The 21936-nt window shown below is 54.8% G+C and carries 19 protein-coding genes and 1 riboswitch; of the genes, 3 read left to right on the forward strand and 16 right to left on the reverse strand.

Annotated features, from left to right (window positions below):
* Nucleotides 1-135: 135 nt before the first annotated feature.
* The 5 genes from cobA to hemA all read right to left on the reverse strand — a co-directional run bounded on the left by cobA (nucleotide 136) and on the right by hemA (nucleotide 6315).
* Entirely contained in the window at nucleotides 136-1683 is a 1548-nt protein-coding gene (cobA, locus tag NST69_RS23955) for a uroporphyrinogen-III C-methyltransferase (RefSeq protein ID WP_342547314.1), read from the reverse strand.
* 91 nt (nucleotides 1684-1774) lie between these two features.
* Complete coding sequence (hemC, locus tag NST69_RS23960) at nucleotides 1775-2719, reverse strand: hydroxymethylbilane synthase (RefSeq protein WP_036725936.1); 945 nt, start codon at nucleotides 2717-2719, stop codon at nucleotides 1775-1777.
* Nucleotides 2720-3069: 350 nt separating this feature from the next.
* Nucleotides 3070-4089, reverse strand: coding sequence for an NAD(P)-dependent oxidoreductase (locus NST69_RS23965; protein ID WP_342547315.1), 1020 nt, complete (start codon nucleotides 4087-4089; stop codon nucleotides 3070-3072).
* A gap of 1 nt (nucleotide 4090) precedes the next feature.
* Nucleotides 4091-4918 carry a cytochrome c biogenesis protein CcsA gene (gene ccsA, locus NST69_RS23970; RefSeq protein WP_340950627.1) on the reverse strand — a complete coding sequence of 276 codons (828 nt, stop codon included), beginning with the start codon at nucleotides 4916-4918 and terminating at the stop codon, nucleotides 4091-4093.
* Between the two features lie 5 nt (nucleotides 4919-4923).
* Nucleotides 4924-6315, reverse strand: a complete 1392-nt coding sequence (hemA, locus tag NST69_RS23975) for a glutamyl-tRNA reductase (RefSeq protein WP_036725939.1) — start codon at nucleotides 6313-6315, stop codon at nucleotides 4924-4926.
* A gap of 331 nt (nucleotides 6316-6646) precedes the next feature.
* A riboswitch (purine riboswitch) is annotated at nucleotides 6647-6749 on the forward strand.
* A 127-nt stretch (nucleotides 6750-6876) separates the two neighbouring features.
* Between hemA and NST69_RS23980 the strand changes: the two genes are divergently transcribed.
* The 3 genes from NST69_RS23980 to hpt are packed head-to-tail and all read left to right on the forward strand — an operon-like array spanning nucleotide 6877 to nucleotide 9543.
* A complete protein-coding gene (locus NST69_RS23980) occupies nucleotides 6877-7437 on the forward strand; it encodes a phosphoribosyltransferase (protein ID WP_342547316.1) in 561 nt (186 codons plus the stop codon).
* Between the two features lie 33 nt (nucleotides 7438-7470).
* The gene (locus NST69_RS23985; protein WP_342547317.1) at nucleotides 7471-8985 is read left to right on the forward strand and encodes an IMP dehydrogenase; all 1515 of its coding nucleotides are present in this window, start codon (nucleotides 7471-7473) and stop codon (nucleotides 8983-8985) included.
* 30 nt (nucleotides 8986-9015) lie between these two features.
* The gene (gene hpt, locus NST69_RS23990; protein WP_342547318.1) at nucleotides 9016-9543 is read left to right on the forward strand and encodes a hypoxanthine phosphoribosyltransferase; all 528 of its coding nucleotides are present in this window, start codon (nucleotides 9016-9018) and stop codon (nucleotides 9541-9543) included.
* A gap of 424 nt (nucleotides 9544-9967) precedes the next feature.
* On the opposite strand, the gene NST69_RS23995 is transcribed toward hpt, so the two are convergent.
* The 11 genes from NST69_RS23995 to NST69_RS24045 all read right to left on the reverse strand — a co-directional run bounded on the left by NST69_RS23995 (nucleotide 9968) and on the right by NST69_RS24045 (nucleotide 21925).
* Nucleotides 9968-11530, reverse strand: a complete 1563-nt coding sequence (locus NST69_RS23995; protein ID WP_342547319.1) for a glycoside hydrolase family 76 protein — start codon at nucleotides 11528-11530, stop codon at nucleotides 9968-9970.
* Nucleotides 11531-11586: 56 nt separating this feature from the next.
* Entirely contained in the window at nucleotides 11587-12645 is a 1059-nt protein-coding gene (locus NST69_RS24000) for a glycoside hydrolase family 76 protein (protein ID WP_342547320.1), read from the reverse strand.
* A gap of 18 nt (nucleotides 12646-12663) precedes the next feature.
* On the reverse strand, nucleotides 12664-13740 hold the full coding sequence (locus tag NST69_RS24005) for a glycoside hydrolase family 76 protein (protein ID WP_340980090.1): 1077 nt from the start codon (nucleotides 13738-13740) through the stop codon (nucleotides 12664-12666).
* Nucleotides 13741-13782: 42 nt separating this feature from the next.
* A complete protein-coding gene (locus NST69_RS24010) occupies nucleotides 13783-14670 on the reverse strand; it encodes a carbohydrate ABC transporter permease (protein WP_036725951.1) in 888 nt (295 codons plus the stop codon).
* A gap of 34 nt (nucleotides 14671-14704) precedes the next feature.
* On the reverse strand, nucleotides 14705-15592 hold the full coding sequence (locus NST69_RS24015) for a sugar ABC transporter permease (RefSeq protein WP_339250561.1): 888 nt from the start codon (nucleotides 15590-15592) through the stop codon (nucleotides 14705-14707).
* 75 nt (nucleotides 15593-15667) lie between these two features.
* Nucleotides 15668-16969 carry an ABC transporter substrate-binding protein gene (locus NST69_RS24020; protein ID WP_342547321.1) on the reverse strand — a complete coding sequence of 434 codons (1302 nt, stop codon included), beginning with the start codon at nucleotides 16967-16969 and terminating at the stop codon, nucleotides 15668-15670.
* Between the two features lie 48 nt (nucleotides 16970-17017).
* Nucleotides 17018-18304, reverse strand: a complete 1287-nt coding sequence (locus tag NST69_RS24025; RefSeq protein WP_342550216.1) for a glycoside hydrolase family 125 protein — start codon at nucleotides 18302-18304, stop codon at nucleotides 17018-17020.
* A gap of 249 nt (nucleotides 18305-18553) precedes the next feature.
* Nucleotides 18554-19717 carry a GntR family transcriptional regulator gene (locus NST69_RS24030; protein ID WP_342547322.1) on the reverse strand — a complete coding sequence of 388 codons (1164 nt, stop codon included), beginning with the start codon at nucleotides 19715-19717 and terminating at the stop codon, nucleotides 18554-18556.
* 265 nt (nucleotides 19718-19982) lie between these two features.
* Nucleotides 19983-20249 carry a hypothetical protein gene (locus NST69_RS24035; protein ID WP_036725959.1) on the reverse strand — a complete coding sequence of 89 codons (267 nt, stop codon included), beginning with the start codon at nucleotides 20247-20249 and terminating at the stop codon, nucleotides 19983-19985.
* A gap of 128 nt (nucleotides 20250-20377) precedes the next feature.
* Nucleotides 20378-20710, reverse strand: coding sequence for a DUF3139 domain-containing protein (locus NST69_RS24040; RefSeq protein ID WP_036725961.1), 333 nt, complete (start codon nucleotides 20708-20710; stop codon nucleotides 20378-20380).
* 432 nt (nucleotides 20711-21142) lie between these two features.
* Nucleotides 21143-21925, reverse strand: coding sequence for a glucose 1-dehydrogenase (locus tag NST69_RS24045; RefSeq protein ID WP_342547325.1), 783 nt, complete (start codon nucleotides 21923-21925; stop codon nucleotides 21143-21145).
* Between the last annotated feature and the right edge of the window lie 11 nt (nucleotides 21926-21936).

Raw genomic sequence — 21936 nt, forward strand, 5'->3', positions numbered from 1 at the left:
AAACCTCCTGTTCAGTAAGTAGATACACACATCTATTCGTCTTAAGCATATTGGGGTGTTACCGTTATCGCTGCCAGTAGGCCAGACCCGATTGCAATGCTCAAAGACAATGCTGACAGATCCGGCAGGAACAGGCTATCTCAGCCTCGTCGATTCATTCCAGCGGCACAGCTCCTGCACCAGTCCTTCGATGGTGGCTTCTTCCGGGAGCAGTCCCGGAGTGAGGCCCGCTTCGACTGCGGTCTGCTCGGTAACCGGGCCGATGCAGGCAATCTTGACACCCGCCAGCAGAGTAAGCGGATCTTCCAGGCCCATCCGCTTGAGTATGCCGAGGAAATTGCGCACCGTGGACGAGCTGGTGAAGGTTACCGCATGGATGCGCTTCTCCTCCAGCAGCTTCACCAGCTCAATATCATCCTCCCCGGTGACAATCGTCTCATACGTATCCACCTCGGTCACTTCCAGCCCCAGTTCCCTCAGCTTTGCCGGCAGCCATTCACGCGCCAGGTCGCCGCGCGGAAGCAGCACCTTCTGCCCTGGCAGCAGCTGTGAGCCGAAGGCTTCAATCAGCCCTTCGGCCTGGAAGCGGCCGGGCAGCTCCTCGGAGATCAGCCCGCGCTCTGCGAGCGCCGCAGCCGTCCCCGGTCCCACAGCGCACAGCCGCGCCCCGTGCAAACTGCGGATATCCAGCTTCTGCTGCGTCAGATGACGCATGAAGAAGTCTACGCCGTTCGGACTGGTGAAGAACACCCAGTCGTACGCCGCAAGCCCGCCAAGAGCCGCAGCGATCTCCGCCTGCTTGCCCGCATCCCGCTGCATCACCGTCTCAATGACCGGGAACTCATACGGCTCGCCGCCCAGCTCCTCGATCCGGTCCACCAGCTCGCTTGCCTGCGCGCGCGCCCGCGTCACTACAATGCGCTTGCCGAACAGCGGCAGCGCCTCCACCCACATCAGGTGCTCCCGCTGGAGCACAACATCACCGACCACAATAACCGCCGGCGGCTGAAAATCCGCTGCCGTAACCTTCGCCTCAATATCGGCCAGCGTGCCGGTCAGCGTCTCCTGATCCGCACGGGTCCCCCAGCGCACCAGCGCCACCGGGGTTTCCGGCGGACGGCCATGCTTCATCAGCTGGGCGCTGATGTAGCCGATTTTGGCGACACCCATCAGGAATACCAGCGTGCCTGTCGCATTCGTTACTTTATCCCATTGAATGGAATGATCCAGCTTATCCGGGCTCTCATGGCCGGTAATAATCGACAGGGAAGACGATGCCTCCCGGTGGGTCACCGGAATACCGGCGTACGCCGGGACGCTGATGGCCGAGGTAATGCCCGGCACAATCTCATAGTAGATGCCATTCCTGCGCAGCAGCTCCGCTTCTTCACCCACCCGGCCAAAAATCACGGGGTCCCCGCCCTTCAGACGCACCACCGTTTTGCCCTCCAATGCGAGATCTACCAGCAGCTGATTAATATCCTCCTGCTTCATCGTATGGCGGTCCGAGAGCTTGCCTACGTATATTTTCTCACCGCCGGGCTTCATCCATTTCAGCAGCCTTGGACTGGCCAGCCTGTCATAGACCAGCACATCGGCCTTCCGGATACACTCCAGCCCCTTGACTGTAATCAGCTTCGCATCCCCCGGACCTGCACCTACCAGATATACCTTCCCCGCCATCTCCGTCATCCCCTTATCCCTCTACACATGCGATTCTGGCTTGCATAAGCTTCTCCCCAACGCGCACTATTCCCTGTCTAACCCTTACCCCTTATTCCCTTACATCCGCCAAAATCTTCTCCGCACCTCTGGCCACCAGCTTACGCGCGACCTCCGAACCCAGCTCCACCGGATCATTGCCGGTGCAGGTCTCCTTCAGAATGACTGTGCCGTCCGGTGTTCCGACCATTCCGGTTAACGTTATGGACGGACCCGCAGCTTCGCCTTCCGGCTCAAGGATCGCGTACGCGCCGATCGGCACCTGACAGCCGCCGTTCAGGGCGCCCAGGAAGGTCCGCTCCGCTGTCACCGTGAGTGCCGTGCGCTCATCATTATACAGCGCCAGCAGCTTGCGCAATTCCTCATCGTCCTCACGGCACTCAATACCGAGTGCTCCTTGGCCTACAGCGGGCAGGCAGACCTCAGGCGGCAAATATGCCGTAATCCGGTCCTGCCAGCCCATCCGCGACAGCCCCGCTGCTGCCAGCAGAATCGCGTCATATTCGCCGCTCTCCAGCTTCTTCAGCCGCGAATCAATATTGCCGCGTACCGGCTCAATAAGCAGATCCGGCCGGAGTGCAGCCAGTTGGCTGGAGCGCCGCAGACTGCTTGTGCCAACGCGCGCGCCTTGCGGCAGACCCTCCAGGCCCACTCCGCTATTAGAGATCAGAACGTCGCGCGGATCTTCACGCTTCGGCACCGCACCATTCATCAAGCCTTCCGGCAATTCGGAAGGCATATCCTTCATGCTATGTACTGCCATATCAATATCCTTTGCCAGCATCGCCTGTTCAATTTCCTTGACGAACAGACCTTTGCCGCCCACTTTGGACAGGGTCACATCGAGAATCCGGTCACCCTTGGTCACAATCTTATGCACCTCAAAAGTAAAATCAAACCCATGCTCTCCGCTAAGCCGCTCCAGATCGGCAATCACATGCCCCGTCTGCGTTAAAGCCAGCGCACTTTGTCTGCTGCCCACGATAATCTTCCGCATGCCCATTCCCCCTGTTCAAGTCAGTCCCTTATTTCATCCGCCGCCGTAACTATCCCCTGAATTTGCTCGATTGAGCTGATTCGGCCGTATTCAGTTGTATTTATACACCTAATTTGCTTGACTGAGCTGATTCGGCCGTATTCAGGTGTATTTATACACCTAATTTGCTCGATTGAGCCGTTTCGGTCGAATTCAAGGGTATTTATACACTTCATTTGCTCGATTGAGCCACTTTAGCCGAATTCAAGTGTACTTTTACACCTCATTTGCTCGAATGAGCTGATTCGGCCGAATTAAGGGCATTTTTGCCCTTGCTTCGCTCATCTCGGTGGCCCAGCCACTTAAGCCCCCTATTCCTCCCGGTTGCGCGCCACCCAAGCCTCAATCTCCTCGGCCGTCCATGGTATAAAGGTGCCCTGCCTCAGCTCATTCAACACATCCAGCTTCCCCAGCCGCCGCAAGAGCCGCGACCGGTTCTCTGCCGCTGGCTCCAGCTGCTTAATCGCTGTCCGCAGCTCATGCAGGAAATCCAGATACGGCTCGTATTCCTCGCCGAGCAGCCCCGCAATCTGCTGCGTAATATCCGCAGCCGCAGACGGTCCCGCCCCGGAGGTCGAGACCGCAACCGTCAAGCGCCCGCGGCGGAGCACGCCGGGCGTAATGAACGTTCCCGCCTCCGCATGGCTGGCCACATTAACGGGCAGCCCCAGCTGCCGGGCTTCCGCGGCAACGGCCTCGTTCACCGCCCTGTTATCGCTGGCGGCATAGACCAGAACCGCTCCCTGGAGATCCCCGGGAGCATAGGGGCGGCTGATCCATTGCAGCCGCCCCTCATCAGCCATCGCAGCCAGCGTCCCGCTGAGCGAGGGGCTGATCACCACCAGCTCCGCGCCTGCTTCCAGCAGCGGACCCGCCTTACGTGCAGCCACCGCCCCGCCTCCAACGATCACCACGCGCCGGCCTTCCACATCCAGCATAATCGGCAGATACTTTTTCATCCTGCTCACTCCAGCTCTCCCCAGCGCTTCCAACTCGCTCTCATCCATCGTCCATCCCACTGGCAAGCTACTCTCCATCCCGCTCACTCCAGCTCTCCCCAGCGCTTCCAACTCGCTCTCATCCACCGTCCATCCCACTGGCAAGCTACTCTTCATCCCGCTCACTCCAGCTCTCCCCAGCGCTTCCAACTCACTCTCATCCAACTTCCATTCCACAGACAAGCTACTCTCCATCCCGCTCACTCCAGCTCTCCCAAGCACTTCCAACTCGCTCACATCCATCGTCCATCCCACTGGCAAGCTACTCTCCATCCCATTCACTCCAGCTCTCCCCAGCGCTTCCAACTCACTCTCATCCATCGTCCATCCCACTTCATTCCCCGCCCCAGCCATGGAACTCCGACCAGGAATTCAGCAGGAAATTAAGAATAATGAAACCGTACCCCGCAATCGCCCAGCGGGCCATGACTGTACCGCTTCGGCGGCCGGAGAACTTCAGCACAAGGTAGACGATGTAGACGCCAAGGCCCGTAAGCGTAGTCAGGACCTTCGTATCCTGAAACAGCGGCGTCCGCCCTTCCGCGACAATCGACAGTCCCGCCAGAATCAGCGAGGCCAGCAGCAGCGGAACTCCGGCCAGGATCGCCGTGTAGGAATATTTGTCCATCGTCTCCAGGCTGGGCAGCCTGCGGACGCGGTCATCCCACTTCTTATTCTTCAGCTTCGTATGCAGGAACAGATACATTATCGCAAATACCGTCCCCAGTGTCAGTGCGGCAAAGCTCAGATTCGCCAAAATGACATGCATCGCCAGCCACCCGTGCACCGCACTCCAGCTCTGCAGCGTATGATCCTCTGCCGTCAGCCATACCCGGTTCAGCAGAAATACGCTGAAGCCCGCCATGCTGAGCAGCAGCACCGTGAACTCACCACCGCGTGTATACGTCACGGCAAACGAGGTAACCACCATGCTGAAGGAGAACCAGAACAGGAAATCATAAGGCGTGAAAATTGGCAATCCGCCCTCCTGGGAGAAGCGGATCGCAAGGCCGGTCAGCTGAAGCAGGCCTACGACAGCAAGAAGCCCTGTGCCCAGCCGCTTTCCGCCCGGATTGCGCCGAAGGCAATCCGAGAAAACAAACAGCAGGCTCAGGGCATATAGCAGCAGAGCGGCATCATATATTCCGTTCAGCAGTAGCATGTTGCTCACCCGCCCAGCAGACCGGCTGGGGTAAGCACCGCTCCCGGCCCCCGGATCTCTCCGCCGGAGGGCCGTTCAGCAGAGCTGCGCTGATGCGGTTCAACACTTCCACCGGCCGGAGCTGCATCCAGCTGCTCCTGCAGAGCGAAGATTTGAGTGAAATACTCCAGTGCTTCATTGCCCTGCTTGCCGCCGGACATCTCCTTGATCACATTGATCGGATCATGCATCATCTGGTTGACAATGCTCTTGGTCAGCCGGCGGATCACCTTGCGCTGATGCTCATCCAGCTCAGGCAGCTTGTTGAACAGACTATCCATCGTTTCTTCATATATTCCGTTTGACTTGTCCTGCAGTGCACGGATCACTGGTCTGACGCCCAGCGTCTTCAGCCATTGCTGGAAATCCGCCATTTCGCCTTCAATCATAACCTCGATCTTGGCGGCTTCACTGCGGCGCATCTCCAGATTGCTCTCCACAATGCCTTCCAGATCATCGATATCATAGAGGAATACATCCGGCACACTGGCAGCAGCAGGGTCAATATCGCGCGGCACAGCAATGTCGATCATGAACAGCGGCCGTGAAGGGCGGCGCTTCATGCCCTCGGCTACCTGGGCAGCCGTCAGCACATAGCCGTCTGCACCCGTAGAGCTGATCACAATATCCACTTCATCCAGAGACTTCAGCGCCTCTTCAATCGTGCTGGGCTTACCCGAGAATTTCTCGGCCAGCTCGATGGCACGGGACAAGGTACGGTTGGCGACAATCACTTCCGCCGCGCCGCTGCTGTACAGATGCTTCACCGTCAGCTCGCTCATTTTGCCGGCGCCGAGAATGAGCACTCTTTTGCCGGTGAACATGCCGAAGATCCGCTTCCCCAGCTCCACCGCCGCATAGCTGACCGACACCGCGCTCTCGCCAATCGAGGTCTCACTATGCGCACGCTTGCCGAGCGTCACCGCCTGCTTGAACAGCCGGTTGAACCAGGTTCCGGTAACCCCTTCCGCCTGAGCCGTCAGGAAGGCACTGCGCACCTGACCCAGAATCTGCGTCTCGCCAATCACCATTGAATCCAGACCGCAGGTGACACGCATCAGATGGGCAATCGCCTGCTCGTCTTCATATATATACATATGTTGCGTAAATACATCGCTTCTTACTCCGAACCACTGCTCCATGAAGCTGCGGATGAAATATCCGCACATATGAAGGCGGTCCACGACCACATAAATTTCCGTCCGGTTACAGGTGGCGACAACGACCCCTTCCAGAACGCTCTTCGTCTGCAGCAGCTGATGAAGCGCAGCAGGCAGATCCTTTTCGGCAAAAGCGAACTGTTCCCTCACCTCTACGGGAGCCGTACGGTAATTCAGGCCAACGACGACAATATGCATCGCTTGTTCACCATCCTAATCTATATTCATTGGTGTAGGCTCTGTTACTGCTTAGCAGCAAATATTAGTATCAATTTCACAAGATCTCAAATCGCTGTGTTAAGTATATCACATCAAAATACGGCTTTTAACAAAACCTTTGAACTATTTATGAATTGCAGATAATAATTATTATAAACAAGTACATAAGTTATGGAATATAACATATTGATGAAATATTGACACACTTTATTGCGGATGATAGCATATAACAAATGATCTGAGTTAAGTTTTATAACATATGTAGCAAAAATAATCTGATTCTCCGTATCCAAGTTAGTATCGCGTCAGTTATATCTCTTCAAACCTCTCTTGTATAAGCCCGTTAATCCGGAATGGGCGTATCTACAGGCAACCGTAAATTGCCCCAGGCTACAAGAGGCCAGCCCCCCCCTGCTGGATTAATCAGTGTGAGCTCACGGGCGAAACCGGGCTTTTCTCCGCTGATGTATCCTGCTCTGGGCTGCGCCTCCTTTAGCCTGGGGTTTTTGGCATCCATTATAATAGAAGGAGTGAGGGCAAATGAGTGCTTCCTACGCAAGCTTAAGTGAATCGATCCGTAAGGCCAGAAATGTGAGGATCTACAAGAACAAGGACACCGCCTATGACTTCAAGCTCTACCCCTTCGGAGAACGCGGTACGTACATTGCCCCCGAGCTGATCCGTGAAATCACTCACAATCTGGCGGATGCTGTAACGGAGCAGTTTCCCGATTTTGATTACATTGTCTCCCCTGAACCCGGTGGTCATACCTGGGGGATGCTGGCTGCCTATAAGCTGATGAAGCCGATGAATATTCTGAGGCTCAGCACGGAGCTGTATGAGAATTATGAGGTTAGTGTCAGACGCGAGACGGCGTATAATGAGAATTATATCTATTTTGACGGCTTCTCTGCCGGTGACCGCGTGCTGCTGCTGGATGATGTGATTAGTTCAGGTGCTACGATCCGCTGCATTGCTGCTCAGTTGTCCGTGATGGGCATAGAGCTTGTCGGTGTGCAGGCAATTCTGGCCAAAGGGGAGCATTACAGGCAGCTGGAAGCGGACATTGGAGTACCCGTCAGATTTTTGTCCCAGGTATGAGTTGTCAAAAAAATAGCAGGGGAGTGACAAGCCATGGCTTTTTATTACGAGCAGCCTTCAAGAACCTTCAGTGAGTTCCTGCTGGTACCCAGCCTGACCACCAAAGATTGCATTCCCACAAATGTGGATCTTAGCACACCGGTAACCAAATTCAGGCGAGGAGAGACCCCGGCACTGACCATGAACCTCCCCGTGACTTCGGCGGTAATGCAGGCCGTATCCGACCATAACATGGCGATTGCCCTGGCCAAAAGCGGCGGTATCTCCTTCATCTATGGCTCGCAGTCTATCGAGCAGCAGGTCGAGATGGTCCGCCGGGTCAAAAAATTCAAGGCCGGCTTCGTCCTCAGCGACTCCAATCTGCGGCCGGAGGATACCCTGCAGGATGTGCTGGCACTCAAAGCACGCAGCGGCCACTCTACCATTGCCATTACGGACAACGGGGAACCGACCGGCAAGCTGATGGGGATTGTCACCAGCCGCGATTACCGCGAGAACCGGCTGCCTCCGGAATGCCCGATTACGGAGTTCATGACTCCGCTCGCTTCGCTGATCTTCGCGCGGGAAGGTATTACCCTGACCGAAGCGAACGACATGATCTGGGACCACAAGCTGAACTGCCTGCCGATTGTAAATGCCGGCGGACATCTCGTCCATCTCGTCTTCCGCAAGGATTATGACAGCCACCAGGAGTATCCGCTGGAGCTGCATGACGGCAACAAGCAGCTGATTGTCGGCGCGGGTATCAACTCCAGGGATTACAAGGACCGTGTACCGGCGCTGGTCGAAGCCGGGGCAGATGTGCTGTGCATTGATTCCTCGGACGGTTACTCTGAGTGGCAGGCGGAGACCATCCATTATATTAAGGAGACTTTCGGGGAGAGCGTGAAGGTCGGCGCGGGCAATGTTGTTGACAAGGAAGGCTTCCTGTACCTCGTAGAGGCAGGAGCAGATTTCATCAAGGTCGGTATCGGCGGCGGCTCCATCTGCATCACCCGGGAACAAAAGGGCATCGGCCGGGGCCAGGCCTCCTCTGTCATCGAAGTGGCGGCGGCCCGCCAGGAATATTACGAGCAAACTGGCATCTATGTTCCCATCTGCTCGGACGGCGGGATTGTCCATGATTATCATATTGTGCTGGCGCTGGCGATGGGCGCTGACTTCGTGATGCTTGGGCGCTATTTTGCCAGATTTGATGAGAGCCCCGGACGTAAGCTGCTGGTCGGCGGGAACTTCGTGAAGGAATATTGGGGCGAAGGCTCCAGCCGGGCCCGCAACTGGCAGCGTTATGACTTCGGCAATGCCGATAAGGAGAGCAAGCTGGAATTCGAGGAGGGCGTGGATTCCTTCATCCCCTATGCCGGCCGGCTAAAGGATAATCTTGATCTCAGCATCAGCAAAATCAAGTCCACCATGTGCAATTGCGGCTCGCTGACCATCCCGGAACTACAGCAGAAGGCCAAGATTACCCTCGTCTCCTCGACAACGATCTTTGAAGGAGGCGCACATGATGTTATGCTTAAGGAAAAGGACAGATCATCCTCGTGATCACATCCTAATCCATAAGGAGCGTCAACCATGACCCAAATTACCAAAGTTCTGGTCAGCAAGGACCAGCTGCAGCAGCGAGTACAGGAATTGGGCGCTGAAATATCGCGTGACTATGAAGGCAAGGAACTGGTGCTTATCGGCATTCTTAAGGGCGGGGCCATCTTCATGTCTGATCTGATGCGTGAGATCACCTTCCCGGTCGGCGTCGACTATATGTCGGTGTCCAGCTACGGGGCAAGCTCCACCTCCTCCGGCGTCATTACGATCAAGAAGGATATCGACATGGATATCCGCGGCAAGCATATCCTGCTGGTCGAGGATCTGATCGACACCGGCCTGACGCTTCAGCATCTGAAGGAGCTGTTCGCCCTGCGCGAGGCGGCAAGCGTGCGGATCTGCACTATCCTCAGCAAGCCTTCCCGCCGTCTCGTCGATGTTCCCATTGACTACAGCGGGATTGACATCCCGGACGAATTCGTCGTCGGCTATGGTCTGGATTACGCCGAGCAGTACCGCAATCTGCCGGAGGTCTGGATCGTAGAAACCGGGGACTAACAGGGTCAGATTTAAAAAGTTGGAGTGGGCGCGATGAGTGGGCTCTAACGGACCTGATAGACCCTATTCCCAGGAAAACGCCCCTTTTTGAGGTTTAACGGACGGAGTGGACCTTATCGTCTCTCTACGAGATGGTTAAGATTAGAAATTCCAAGAATAAGCTCCATGGGATCCGTTACTTTGCCCAAGCGGTAGCTTTCATCTGGAATAAGCGCGCCCCAGTCCGTTACACCTTGCCAAACGCCGCAATGAACAACTCCCATCTTCATCTTTAAATCTGACGCTGTACTAGAACTAATAAGCAAGCAGAAGGGAGCGCCAATTACGGCGCTCCCTTTGTGCTGCAATATTACCTCAGGACCCAGAAACTCCTGCGTGCCCTTGCTTTTTGCTTTAACAATCCGCCTGTTCTGCCGCCCCGCATTTACAGCCCGCTCAGCAAATCAACATTCAGATAATTCGTATTTCCGAGTGCACTGTTATACCCAAGTTGAATAGTGTTCGAGCCTGCATTCAGCGGAATCGTGACGGATACCGTTCCGTAGGTGCTCCAGCCGGAGGTAGAATTGAATACCAGATTGGAGGCTGTTACCACGCCGTTCACTTTCACGTAGCGTGAAGCATTGCCGGCCGCCGCCGCGTAGCGGAAGGTGACGGTTCTGGTTCCGGCCGTATTCTGGTTGACATAGAAATCAATGGAGGTGCCGCTTGTGTTCCATCCCCCGACATACCCTCTTCCGCTAAATCCGGCATTGGTGCTCTCATTGATCATCCCGCCTCCCCCAACCAGCGTCCGCACTGCGTTCTCCGCTTCATAAGCCCCGTTGCCCGCAATGTACCCGGTGTAGCCGTCGGCGGGAACGAGCTGCAGAATAGAAGCGCCCGCAGCGGCGGCCAGGCTCTGCACATAGGAGGAGCCTGTATTGCGCAGCCAGTCGCTGCCGATGATTCCATCGCTTACGCGGCGGTGATTCCAGGCCTGCGTTGCATTCTGCTGGAGAAAGTTCAGGTATTGCGGCTGTCCGCCCAGCGTACGGAGACGGTTCAGGTTGCGGGCGAAGACCATCTTGAAGCCCGCGGCATCATTCTCCCCTTCATACATCAGAGTCTGGGCTGATACCATTTTGTTAACGGCATACCCGGCTGCATTATTGGCATCCGTAAGGTAAGCAGCAGCTCCGGTAGCCTGATACAGGGACACAGCCGCCCCCAGGAACGTTCCGTAATTGTAAGTGAAGTCCCAATCCTTAACGATACCGCTGCCTGCACCTTCAATATGATCGTTGATTTTGCTGCCGCCAACCAGGGTAGATTTGGTCCAGTTATAGATTTGAGTAGCCTTGGTCAGATAAGCAGGATCATTGTAGGCACTAGACAGCTTGACTGCGGTCATAACCATCGGGGCATTCGTGGCCATATTCTTCTGGGCGTTGGCCTGGCCCGGCACATGGGCGTCCCTTCTCCACCAGATCCCGCCGCCGTACGTGCTGTCCCATTCGCTGTAGATTTGGCCAAACAGGAAGCTGGCGCGGTTCAGATACTCCGTGGTTCCAGTCAGTTCATAGGCTCTTGCGCAGGCCAGCGCCCACCAGCCCAGGTCATCGTTGAACGGATTCGTCATCATATCCGGGTATTTGGCGTTGAATCCGGTGTAGATCTCATCGATCATCGTGCGGTAGACATTGCTGCCCGTGCGTTCGTAGGCATCCATTACGGTCTCCCAGAGCTGTGCCTCCCACCAGAAATCAGTGTAGAGACCCCCGTTCGGCCCATGGGCATGTTCAGAATGAATCTGGTGATCGCTGTTGGTATAGAAGTATTTGGCGGAAGAATCATAAAATACTTGCACAAAAGAGTTCATTGCAGCATCAGCATTAGAGACGGTGAAAGCCTTTGCCGTACTTCCCGCACCGGGAGACGGTACAGACAGAGACAGGGACAACAGACAGAGAACTGCGGCCGTTCTTACTTTCTTCCAGGTGAACATTTCCATATACCCCCTTCATTTATACATCCATTCCACAACCGTCAGGCGGCAGCGGGCTAATGGCTAAGCTTGGCTGCCCCCTCAAGCAGCATCAGACCGCTGAGCTGTACACTAAGCTGTACCGGCAATACGGGAACCTGCTCCCAAGAGGGTCCGCACAGCCCCAGCGTCCGGTCCAGCCCTTGCGCCCATAGCGTACGGGCATTGGCCCATATGACTTCACGGACCCGGTCATTTCCGGGGAAATGCTGCTCCAGCTGTACCAGATAGCGGATCAGAATTCCCTTGAACAATCCGGTGTCGTCAATCCCTTCATCCGGCAGCAGCAGCGAATCAGAATGACATAAGCGGCCGATGCAGGCCTCAGCGGTCCGGCGGGCATCTGCGGCATAGCCGGAATCGCCGGTGACACGGCAGAGCTCTATCCCCGCTCCCACGAACACGCCCTGACAGTAAGTGAATTCCCAGTCGTAATCGATCTGCCCATCGCCCTGCCGGTTCATTCCATCCCATACGAACCCGGTGTCAGGGTCAACCAGATTGGCCTGGTTCCAGCGGTAAATCCGGATCGCCCAGTTCAGATCCTCTTCATGCCCAAGCAGCGAGTATAGGCGGGCGGCCAGAATAGCGGCCGGGGCATTCGCCGGCGTGTTCTTGTAATCCAGCTGGTCTTTTTTCCAGGCCATGCCGCCCCCGCAGTGCTCATTCCAGGCCGTCTGAATATCCGCCCATAATTCAAGTACAGCATTCAGATATTCCGCTTCACCGGTAGCCTGATGCGCCCGCAGCAGCGCAAGGGCAGTCCATTCCATATCATCATAATAATTATGCTTGAACGTCCCGCCGTTATAGATTTTCAAGCTGCGGCTCAGGCCGCGGATGCGTTCGGCATATCCAGAATCCCGCGTCCGTTCGTAAGCATCGGTCAGAGCATCAATGACATGCGCCTGCCACCAGTAGTAGAAATTGTCGCCTGCCCTGCTGTATTCCCGCGGATACCACTGGTTCATAATTCCGCTGTCCGCATTATAGTAGTGCCGCCACAGGGAGTCCTGGAGCCAGTCTGCACGCGCTGCCCAGTCCTCTGCTGATGATGTCCCGTTGTAATGATCCATACGCCACCTCCTCCTATTCTAAAATGAGGTTCGAGTTTTCGGCTGCCCGGTCCCTGCAAGCACAGCCATCCGCTCCAGCAGCTTCAGGCCGCTCAGCTGGGTGCTCAATTGAACTACGCCTGAAGGCACCGCAGTCCAATCAGGTCCGAACAGAACCCGGTCTGCCGGCTTCCCCTGGTCCCACAGCATCTCTGCGTTACTGCGCAGGAAGGCCGCAGCGGCTCCGTCTTCCGGCACGGCTTGTGCCAGTTCTGCCGCATAGCGGACCAGAATGCCCTTGAAGAGACCGGCATCGCCGCCGCCCTCATCCGGGAGTATACCGGAATGCGGGCCAGCCAGCTCCTTGACCGCTGCGGCGAACGTGCGCCGGGCCTCCTCAAGATAGTCACGGCTCCCGGTAACCCGGTACAGCTCGATAGCCGCACCGATATAAACACCCTGATTGTACGTATATTTCCAATCCTTATCGATCCGGCCGTCACCGGTACGGTTCATCCCATCCCAGACGAAGCCCGTGTCCGGATCCACCAGACGGGATTGCTGCCAGTTATAGAGCGCATGCGCCCACTCCAGGTCCTGCGGATCTCCAAAGGCCTGATACAGGCGGGCGGCAAGGATGGCAGCCGGTGCATTGGCCGGGGTGTTCTTGTAATCCAGCTGCGATTTCTGCCAGGCGATGCCGCCCCCCGAATGGCTGTTCCAGCCGGTTCTGATATCCGTCCAAAGGATAAGAACCGTCTCTTTGTACAGCTCATCTCCCGTTGCCTGATAAGCGCGAAGCCAGGCCAGGGCCATCCACTCCATGTCGTCGTACAGCTCATTGGGCCATACTCCGTCATTGCGGCGGAGCAGCCCCCCATGTAGAGCGGACAGTCGTTCGCGGTACTTAGCAGCCCCAGTCCGCAGCAGGCCGTCGACCAGCACATCCACGGCATGGGCCATCCACCAATAATGAAAGACTGTATTACATGCGCCTTCCGGACATGGTGTCTCAATGTCATACATTCCGATGTCTTCGTTCCAGAAGAATACATCCAGCGCTTCCTGCGCCGAGTCCGCCCGTTCCGCCCATTGTTCAAGCTCTATTTGCTTCATATGGTCTCTCTCCCCGTCTATAATTTGCCTCCCTTAGTTGGCTCAGCCTTTGATGCCGCTGAAGGCAATCCCCTGTACAAAATAACGCTGCAGCGCCAGGAACAGCACCAGTATCGGCAGAATCGCCACCAGCGCCCCGGCCATCATCGGCCCGTAATCCGTCTGAAAATTATAAGAAAAAGCCTGCAGGCCCATCTGAATCGTCGCCTTGTCCGGATCATTCAGCACGATCATCGGCCACAGGAAGCTGTTCCAGCCGGCCTGGAAGGTGAAGATGCTCAAGGTCGCCAGCGCCGGACGGGTAAGCGGCAGATAGATCCTCCAGAAAATTTTAAATTCCCCGCAGCCCTCAATCCGGGCCATCTCCAGCATGTCAGTGGGGAGCGTAAGAAAAAATTGCCGCATAAAGAATACAGCGAAGCTCCCGGAAGCGCCGGGAAGAATAATGCCCCAGAAGGAGTTCATCAGTCCATTGCCGCCCCCGCCAAAAAGATCATTGCCCCCGGCGAACGGAATATGGCGCATCACATACACTGTCGGGATCATGGTCACAATGCCGGGAATCATCATTGCCGCCAGCAGCACGCGGAACACCGGCTTGTTCAGCCTGAATCTCAGCTTCGCAAAGGCATAGCCGCTAAGTGATCCGAAAAACAGGTTAGCCAGGACGCCCGACACGGCAAGCACGAGCGAATTCCAGAAGAATAAAGCAAACGGCACCGTTGAAAAGGCTTTGCGGTAATGCTCGAAGGTCAGATGCTTCGGAAACCACTGGATCGGCATCGCAAAAATCTCATCATCCGGCTTGAGTGAGGTTAGCAAACTCCAGTAGAATGGCAGAAACATAACAACCGCTATAAGGATACATACAATATAGAAAATGAGCTTGTAGAGGCCCTTCTTCAAGGCCGAACCCCCAGTAACACCCATCCTGCAAACCTCCTTTTTCCTGGACAAGCTGCCCCTAAATGATCGATTCCTCCGCTTTGGAGACCCGCATATTAATCAGCGAGAAAATAAGAATGGCTACAGCAAGCACAAAGGCCTGCGCCGAGGCATAGCCCATCTGCAGCTGATTGAAGCCCTGCTGATAGATTAGGTAGACCGGGGTCTTGGTCACATTGGCCGGACCGCCCTGCGTCAGTACAAAGGCCTGGTCAAACAGCTGCAGCGCACCGATAATCGCCATCGTGCTGACCAGAAAGGTAGTTGGCCGCAGCTGCGGCCAGGTGATGAAGCGGAAGCTGTCAAATGTATTCGCCCCGTCCAGCCGTGCCGATTCATAGAGATAATCCGGGACCCCCTGCAGACCGGCCAGATAAATAATCATATTGGAGCCGACGGATTGCCAGAGGGTGAGCATTACAATGGACAGCATCGCCGTACTTGTCTCGGACAGCCAGGCAGGACCGGTAATGCCCACATAGGACAGCAAGCCGTTCACCAGACCGAATTCCGGATGCAGCAGCCAGATCCATACGGTGGCCGCAGCTACAGCCGACGTCAGCGTGGGCAGATAATAGAAGGTGCGGAACAACTTGACTCCCCGCCACGCCCTGCTCAGCAGCATGGACAGCAGGAGGGAAATGATAATATTCAGCGGAACAAAAATAATCGAGTAGAAGAACACATTCTTGAACGTCTTCCACAGCAGGCTGTCTTCAATCAGGCGGCGGTAGTTGTCCAGGCCGACCCAGTCATTCTGGCTAAGCACATCATAGTTGGTGAAGCTTAAATACAGGGCCATCACTACAGGTATAACTGTAAACACAGTGAACAGCAGCACCGTAGGCGTAATGAATACATAAGCCGTCCGGGCTTCGTGCCGTTCCACTTTTCTCATGGAAGCCATACAACTCCCCCTCTCATCATCCGGCAAGGCTCCATGGCAGCAGGGAGGCACCACCTCCCCGCGGCATCAGGCTGGTTACTTAACAACCGCGTTATCCTTCAGCATCTTGTCGCCTTGTTCCTGAGCCTTTTTCAGCGTGTCTTCAATGCTCTGCTTGTTCTGCTGGTTCAGCTGAAGATTAGGCGCAAGCGCATCGGTCTCCATCACGGAATAGCCGGGATGAGTCGGGCGGATTTTGGCAAATTCCAGCGTATCCAGAAACGGCTTCCACTGCGGGTCATCCTGGAAAAACGGATCTTCCATCGAAGGCTTGAAGCCCGGAAGATTCAGGCTGGTCTTGGCCCACATCAAGGCATTATCCTTGTTCGCGGTCCACCATTTAATGAATTCCCATGCCTCATCATGATGCTTGGAGCCCTCCGGAATCACGAGTCCGAAGCCGCCCATCACACTGCCCTTGTCGCCGTTCGGCCCGGCAGGAGGGGGTACAATGCCATATTCGAGATCTTTACCGTATTTGTTATAGGTACTGAGCATCCAGGGGCCGGAATAGAGCATGGCGACCTTGCCTGTAACGAAGGCATCCTGCCCTTCGCCAAGTCCCAGCTCAAAGCCAACCTTATACACCTTGTCTTTGTTCATCAGGCGGTCCCAGAATTCAAGCACCTGCTTGCCCTGCTCATTATTGAAATTGGTTTTGCCGTCCTCTGTAAGCATCTGGCCGCCTGCCTGCTGGAGATACATATTGAACAGGCCGAGGTCGCCCATGGAGAAGCCTGCCACCTCCAGCTTGTCGCCGTTCCACTTGGTCAGCTTGGCAGCAGCCTGCTCCAGCTCATCCCAGGTAGCCGGAGGCTGAAGCCCCGCTTCATCCAGCAGCTTCTTATTGTAGAATAATGCCCGTGCATCAACGGTCAGCGGAAGCCCGTATAATTTATCGTTATAGGAGAGCTCGGTCAATGACTCGCTGTAGAAATCATCCTTGGAAATGCCGTCACGCGTTAAGTACTCATCCACCGGATGCAGCACGTTCTTGGGAGCATACAGCGAGGTCCGCCAGCGATCCCAGAACAGCACATCAGGTGCACCGCCATTGGTGGCCGCCGTCAGGAATTTGGTGATCATATCCTGCTGCAGCACATATTTGACATGAATTTTGTCCTGTGATTTGTTGAAGGCATCCACCATGGTCTCGAACTGCTTCTGGCCTTCACCGCCCCAATCGCCCCAGAACGTCAGCTCCGTCTTCTTGCCGCTGCTGCCGCTTCCGGCTTTGCCGTCATTCGCAGGGCTTTCTTTTGCCGAATTACCACTGCAGCCTGCCGCCAAGGCAGCGAACATCATCACCGAGAGTACCGTAACCCATCCTTTTTTCATTATTACATCCCCTTCATTTGTATTGTCTGTTATTAGAGCCAGGGCTGCTCAGCCTCTACTCACCTCAATTCCGCAGCGCATCAGCAGCAGCTCGCAGAACATCATATTGGCCCAGGAAAACCAGGGTCTGGTATACTCTTCCGGATAATCCGCATGAAAAGCCTCATGCATCAATCCGGTTCCGGCATCTGTCTGTTGCAGCAGCTCAAGCATTGCCTCCTGCTCCTCCCCCTTCCCGGAGGTCATTCCTTGAACCGCCAAGGCGATAGGCCATATATAATGCGGAGGGGTATGCGGACTGCCAATACCTGCTGCCGCCTTGCCTTCATAGAAATAGGGGTTGGTCCGGCTTAGAATAAGCTTGCGGGTGTTGAGATACACCGGATCATCCGCAGATGCATAGCCAAGGTAAGGAATAGACAGCAGGCTGGGCACATTGGCGTCATCCATAAGGTTCACGCCTCCCAGGCCGTCGGTCTCATAGGCGTAGACAGGACCATATTCAGGGTGCTCCACAATGCCATGCCGCCGGATTCCCCCGTCAATCTGCTCAGCCAGATCTTCCGCCGCCTGTGCAAGCTCCGGGTTGCCAAGCACATCGGATGCGATTTCGCTGACGTACCGCAGGACAACGACGGCGAACATATTGGCAGGCACCAGGTAACCGTATTCGCAGGCATCATCGCTTGGACGAAAGCCTGACCAGGTCATTCCGGTATAGGCGGTTACAGAGCCTTTGCCGTCGCGGACAAGCGTATCGGTTGGCACACAGTTCACGCGTTCAAAAACATAATCGGAACCGCTCTCATGACTCTGCTCCCTGATCCATAATTTAATAATCTGCCACACTCCTGCTTCAAACGCTGAATTGAACTGCGTGATCCGCCCGGTGTTTTTCCACAGCAGATAGCTGAGCTGAATGGGATAGCAGAGGGAGTCAATTTCGTATTTCCGTTCCCAAATCCATGGACTCATCGCCGTTTTGTCTTCCTGGTGACCCCGTCCATTCGCTTCCCGGTTGAACGCATTCGCATAGGGATCAATGGCTATATAGGCAAATTGCTGTGCGATAAGCCCTTCAATCATGCCGGCAATTTCTTCATCTTCGGAGGCGGGGATCAGGAAGGGACGGACTTGTGCGGTGGAATCCCGCAGCCACATGGCCGGTATATCACCGGTAATGACAAAGGTTGTTCCATCCGGGTTGCGCTGTATCGTTGTGTTCCAGGTATTAAGCATGCACTGTTCAAACATATCTGCCAGGTGCGGATAGCCGGGCAGTTTTTGACGTACACGGCCAGCCAGCTCCCGCAGGGAATTAGGTGTTTCCTTCATCGCTTTCAATCGGAATGACCTCCTCTGTAATGAATGAAGCGCTTTCACAAATGAGTATATTGGTATGTAAATGATATGTCAATATGTATATTTAGATAATAATATATTAACATATGAAATACACTGATATTGACTAGACTAGGCTAACTTGCAAGCTTAATCTTCCGGCCGGAAACGGATCACATTGGACACAGCAAAAAAACCCATCCGGCGGAATGTCCGGCGGAATGGGTCTTTAGATTACAGCAGCTAGTTGTGACGGACAGGGCCGGTCGAATTCCCGGGCACCAGCTCAGCTTCCAGCATCACCTTATGGGGAACAGCCTCCCCGTTCATAATACGTAGCACATTCTCCAGGGCAATCCGGCCCATCTCCTCTTCATTCTGCCGCATATGGGTGAAGGCATACCCGCCTCCCAGATGGGTCGGCGGACTGTCGAAGCATATAATGGAGATATCCTCAGGTATGCGTAGCCCCAGACGTTCCACCGCAGTCTTCGCGAGCAGCGCGATATTGTATTCAATGGCAAATAACGCCGTGACGGACGGATGGCTCTGCAGATGGGTGACCAGCCGCGAGATGTCCCGTTCAATATTATCCGCATTAAAAAACTTCGGCAGCGTCGAGGTCAAATCGCTGACCCACAGCTCCTTGTCAACCATGACCCCCCGCTGCGCATGGGCCTGAATGAAGCCCTCAATCCGGTCCTCCACCGCAGTGGTGTCCACGGGAGGCGGAGACAGAAACGAAATATGCGTATGCCCGAGGTCAAATAAATACTCCGTCGCTTCAAGGGCCGCCTGCAGATTATCGGTGCTGATGGAGGCCGCAGCTACTCCTTTTAGATGTCTGTCTACCAGCACGAGCGGAAAACGCCCGATGACCAGCTTCAGAATTTCCGCATTGAAATACTCGCCCTGGGCCGGGAAAATAATCAGACCGTCTACACCCAGATTCAGCAGCTTCTGGATCGCCTGCTCTTCATTCTCCGGAATCCCGAAGGTTCTCCGCAGCACCAGAAAGCAGTCATTATCGCGCGAAGCCTGCTCCATCCCGTAGATCAGTCCCGTCCCGTAGCTGTTGCCGAAGTCGGTGATGATCAGGCCGACTGTTTTCTCATTGGCACGAATATTCAACGCAGCCGGGGCTGTGAGGTTCATCCCCGGGTCAGACTGCTCAGCGGAAGCATCTGTTACGAACGAGCCGCGGCCGGGCTTGCGGACAATCAGCCGTTCGGCGGCCAGCATCTCAAGTGCTTTTTTGCTGGTTATGCGGCTGACACTATAGGTCTCAGCCAGCTCTTTCTCGGAAGGAACCCGCTCTCCGGGTTTATAAGCCTGTGTAAGGATGCTATCCTTCACTTCATCAAAGATCTTCTCATACATCGGCTTGGAAGAGGTTGTTTCAGTCATAACGTTCATGGTCCCCTGACGTTCATTTTTCGGTATCATACATAATAATATATCATGATATATTAAAAATGTCGATCCGGGTCACCAGAACTTGTCTACCAATAACGCCGCCACTCTCCAAGCCTCGTATTAAGGCTTCGCAGTAGAAGGAATCCCCGTGTATGCTTCATTCTGCCCACAGCAAAAACACCCGCAGCAGGAGACCTCTCTCCAGTTTGCGGGTGTTCGGGTAATATCGTTTATTCCTGCCAGGATCAAGGGCAGGCTAGAAGCTGCGGCTGTCCTGAATATGAATATAATTAACGCCTTGCGCAGTCAGTTTAGAACCGCTCGTATTCGCGACGCGGACTGCCTTCTTGCCTTTCCCGCTAACAGAGAAGCTGATATTGCTCGCCAGCTTGTTCTCTGCGATCTGTTCCAGCGCACTGTGGAAGCCCCCGACCGTCACACCCTCCAGGTTATCCAGTACCGGTTCTTTGCCCTCTTCAATCGTCTTGAGAATCTGATAGATCAACGACTTGCTTCCGTCCATCCCGTTCGCCTCCCGCTTATTGTTAGCGTTTACAATATACCAGCTGTGCGTATACAAATATTTTCCAACTGTATATATATTCTCTAATTCGACAGTGTATGCTGATTACCTCTTCCCGCCAAGCTCATTCAGTAAAAAGTTTCATCCATATGATTTCCGTACAGGCTGGAAGCGCCAACCAATCTGAACGCTCCATCCACTTTGGCGTACGTATAGTTCTGATTGGGTTCATCCTTATAGCGTACCTCCACTTCATAATCTCCCGATTTGAAGCTGTAGACTCCCCGGACCTCCTGAATATCTGCTGCGGGGTATGCTCTGGTATGAACCAGGTATTCTCTGACCTCGCTTGCAATTTGGCTTCTTTTATAAGGTAAGCCTGTAAGCGACGCATAGATTCCACCCACAACTATAATTATTACTATACCAGCTATAATCGTAGTCCGGTTCGTAAGCCTCATGCGGATAACCTCCATTCAAAAATAGTTTTTAGACCAGAGTGGGAATGACATATTTTTACATGTGCCAGTTCATTTTAACACACTGAGTGAATGCCAGCATATTGCATACGATTTTTCGATTACATTTGGCCTACCCGGCGCTCCCGGTCCATTTGTGTTCGGTTTTTCGATTACATTCGGCCTACGCGGTGCACCCGGTCCCATTGTGTTCAGTTTTTCGATTACATTCGGCTTATGCGCTGCACCCGGTCCCATTGTGTTCAGTTTTTCGCATACACTATATCCGCCTCCGCACTAGACGAATATCATAAATCCCCTATACAAAAGGCACAAAAACACCCCCGTAGGTGCTTTTGTGCCTTTTTGTAGCTCGTAGCTCGTGGCTTGCAGCTTATAGCTCGTAACTTATGGCTTGTAGCTTATACTTACGCGTTATGCATTCTGCCGGTATACCGGCGCGCCCAGCGGCGAGCTGCCTGCACCGCCGTCCACGGCGATATCTGCACCTTGGATATACGAAGAATCATCGGAGGCCAGGAACAGGGCGACCTTAGCGATCTCTTCGGGTACACCCGCGCGGCCCAGAGGAATCGACAGTGCCATGCCTGCCTCGACCTGCTTCCAGTTATCCATCGCCGACTCTCCCCAGATCGGAGTGCGCGTTACGCCAGGCGCGATGTTGTTGACGCGGATGCCCAGCGGAGACAGCTCGGAGGCCAGCACCTTCGTCATGCTGCTGACTGCTCCTTTGCTGGCAGCATAGGCGGAATTGCCGGGTCTTCCGGCCTTGGCTAACACGGAGCCGGTCAGAATGACGGAGGCTCCGGCCTTCAGATGAGGCAGTGCAGCCTGGACGGTGAAGAAGGTACCGGTCACATTGATCCGGAGCACTTCCTCGAAGGTGGCAAGCTCTGTGCTGCCCAGCGGTGTATAGCCCGCGATTCCTGCATTCGCATAGACCACATCCAGTCTGCCGAAGGCCTCTATTGCTGAATTCACAGCCTTCACCGCACTCTGCGGATCAGTCGCATCCGCCTGGACAGCAACTGCATGCTCCGCACCCAGCTCTTCTACCGCCGCATGCAGGGATACCGGATTACGGCCGGTTATGACCACTCTTGCGCCCTCCGCCACAAATAGCCTGGCACTAGCCAGCCCTATCCCGCTATTTCCTCCAGTAATCAATGCAACTTTCCCGTCAAGCTTCCCCATCATTAACACTCCTC

The sequence above is a fragment of the Paenibacillus sp. FSL P2-0089 genome (assembly GCF_038595095.1).
Taxonomy (GTDB): Bacteria; Bacillota; Bacilli; order Paenibacillales; family Paenibacillaceae; genus Paenibacillus_AQ; species Paenibacillus_AQ silagei.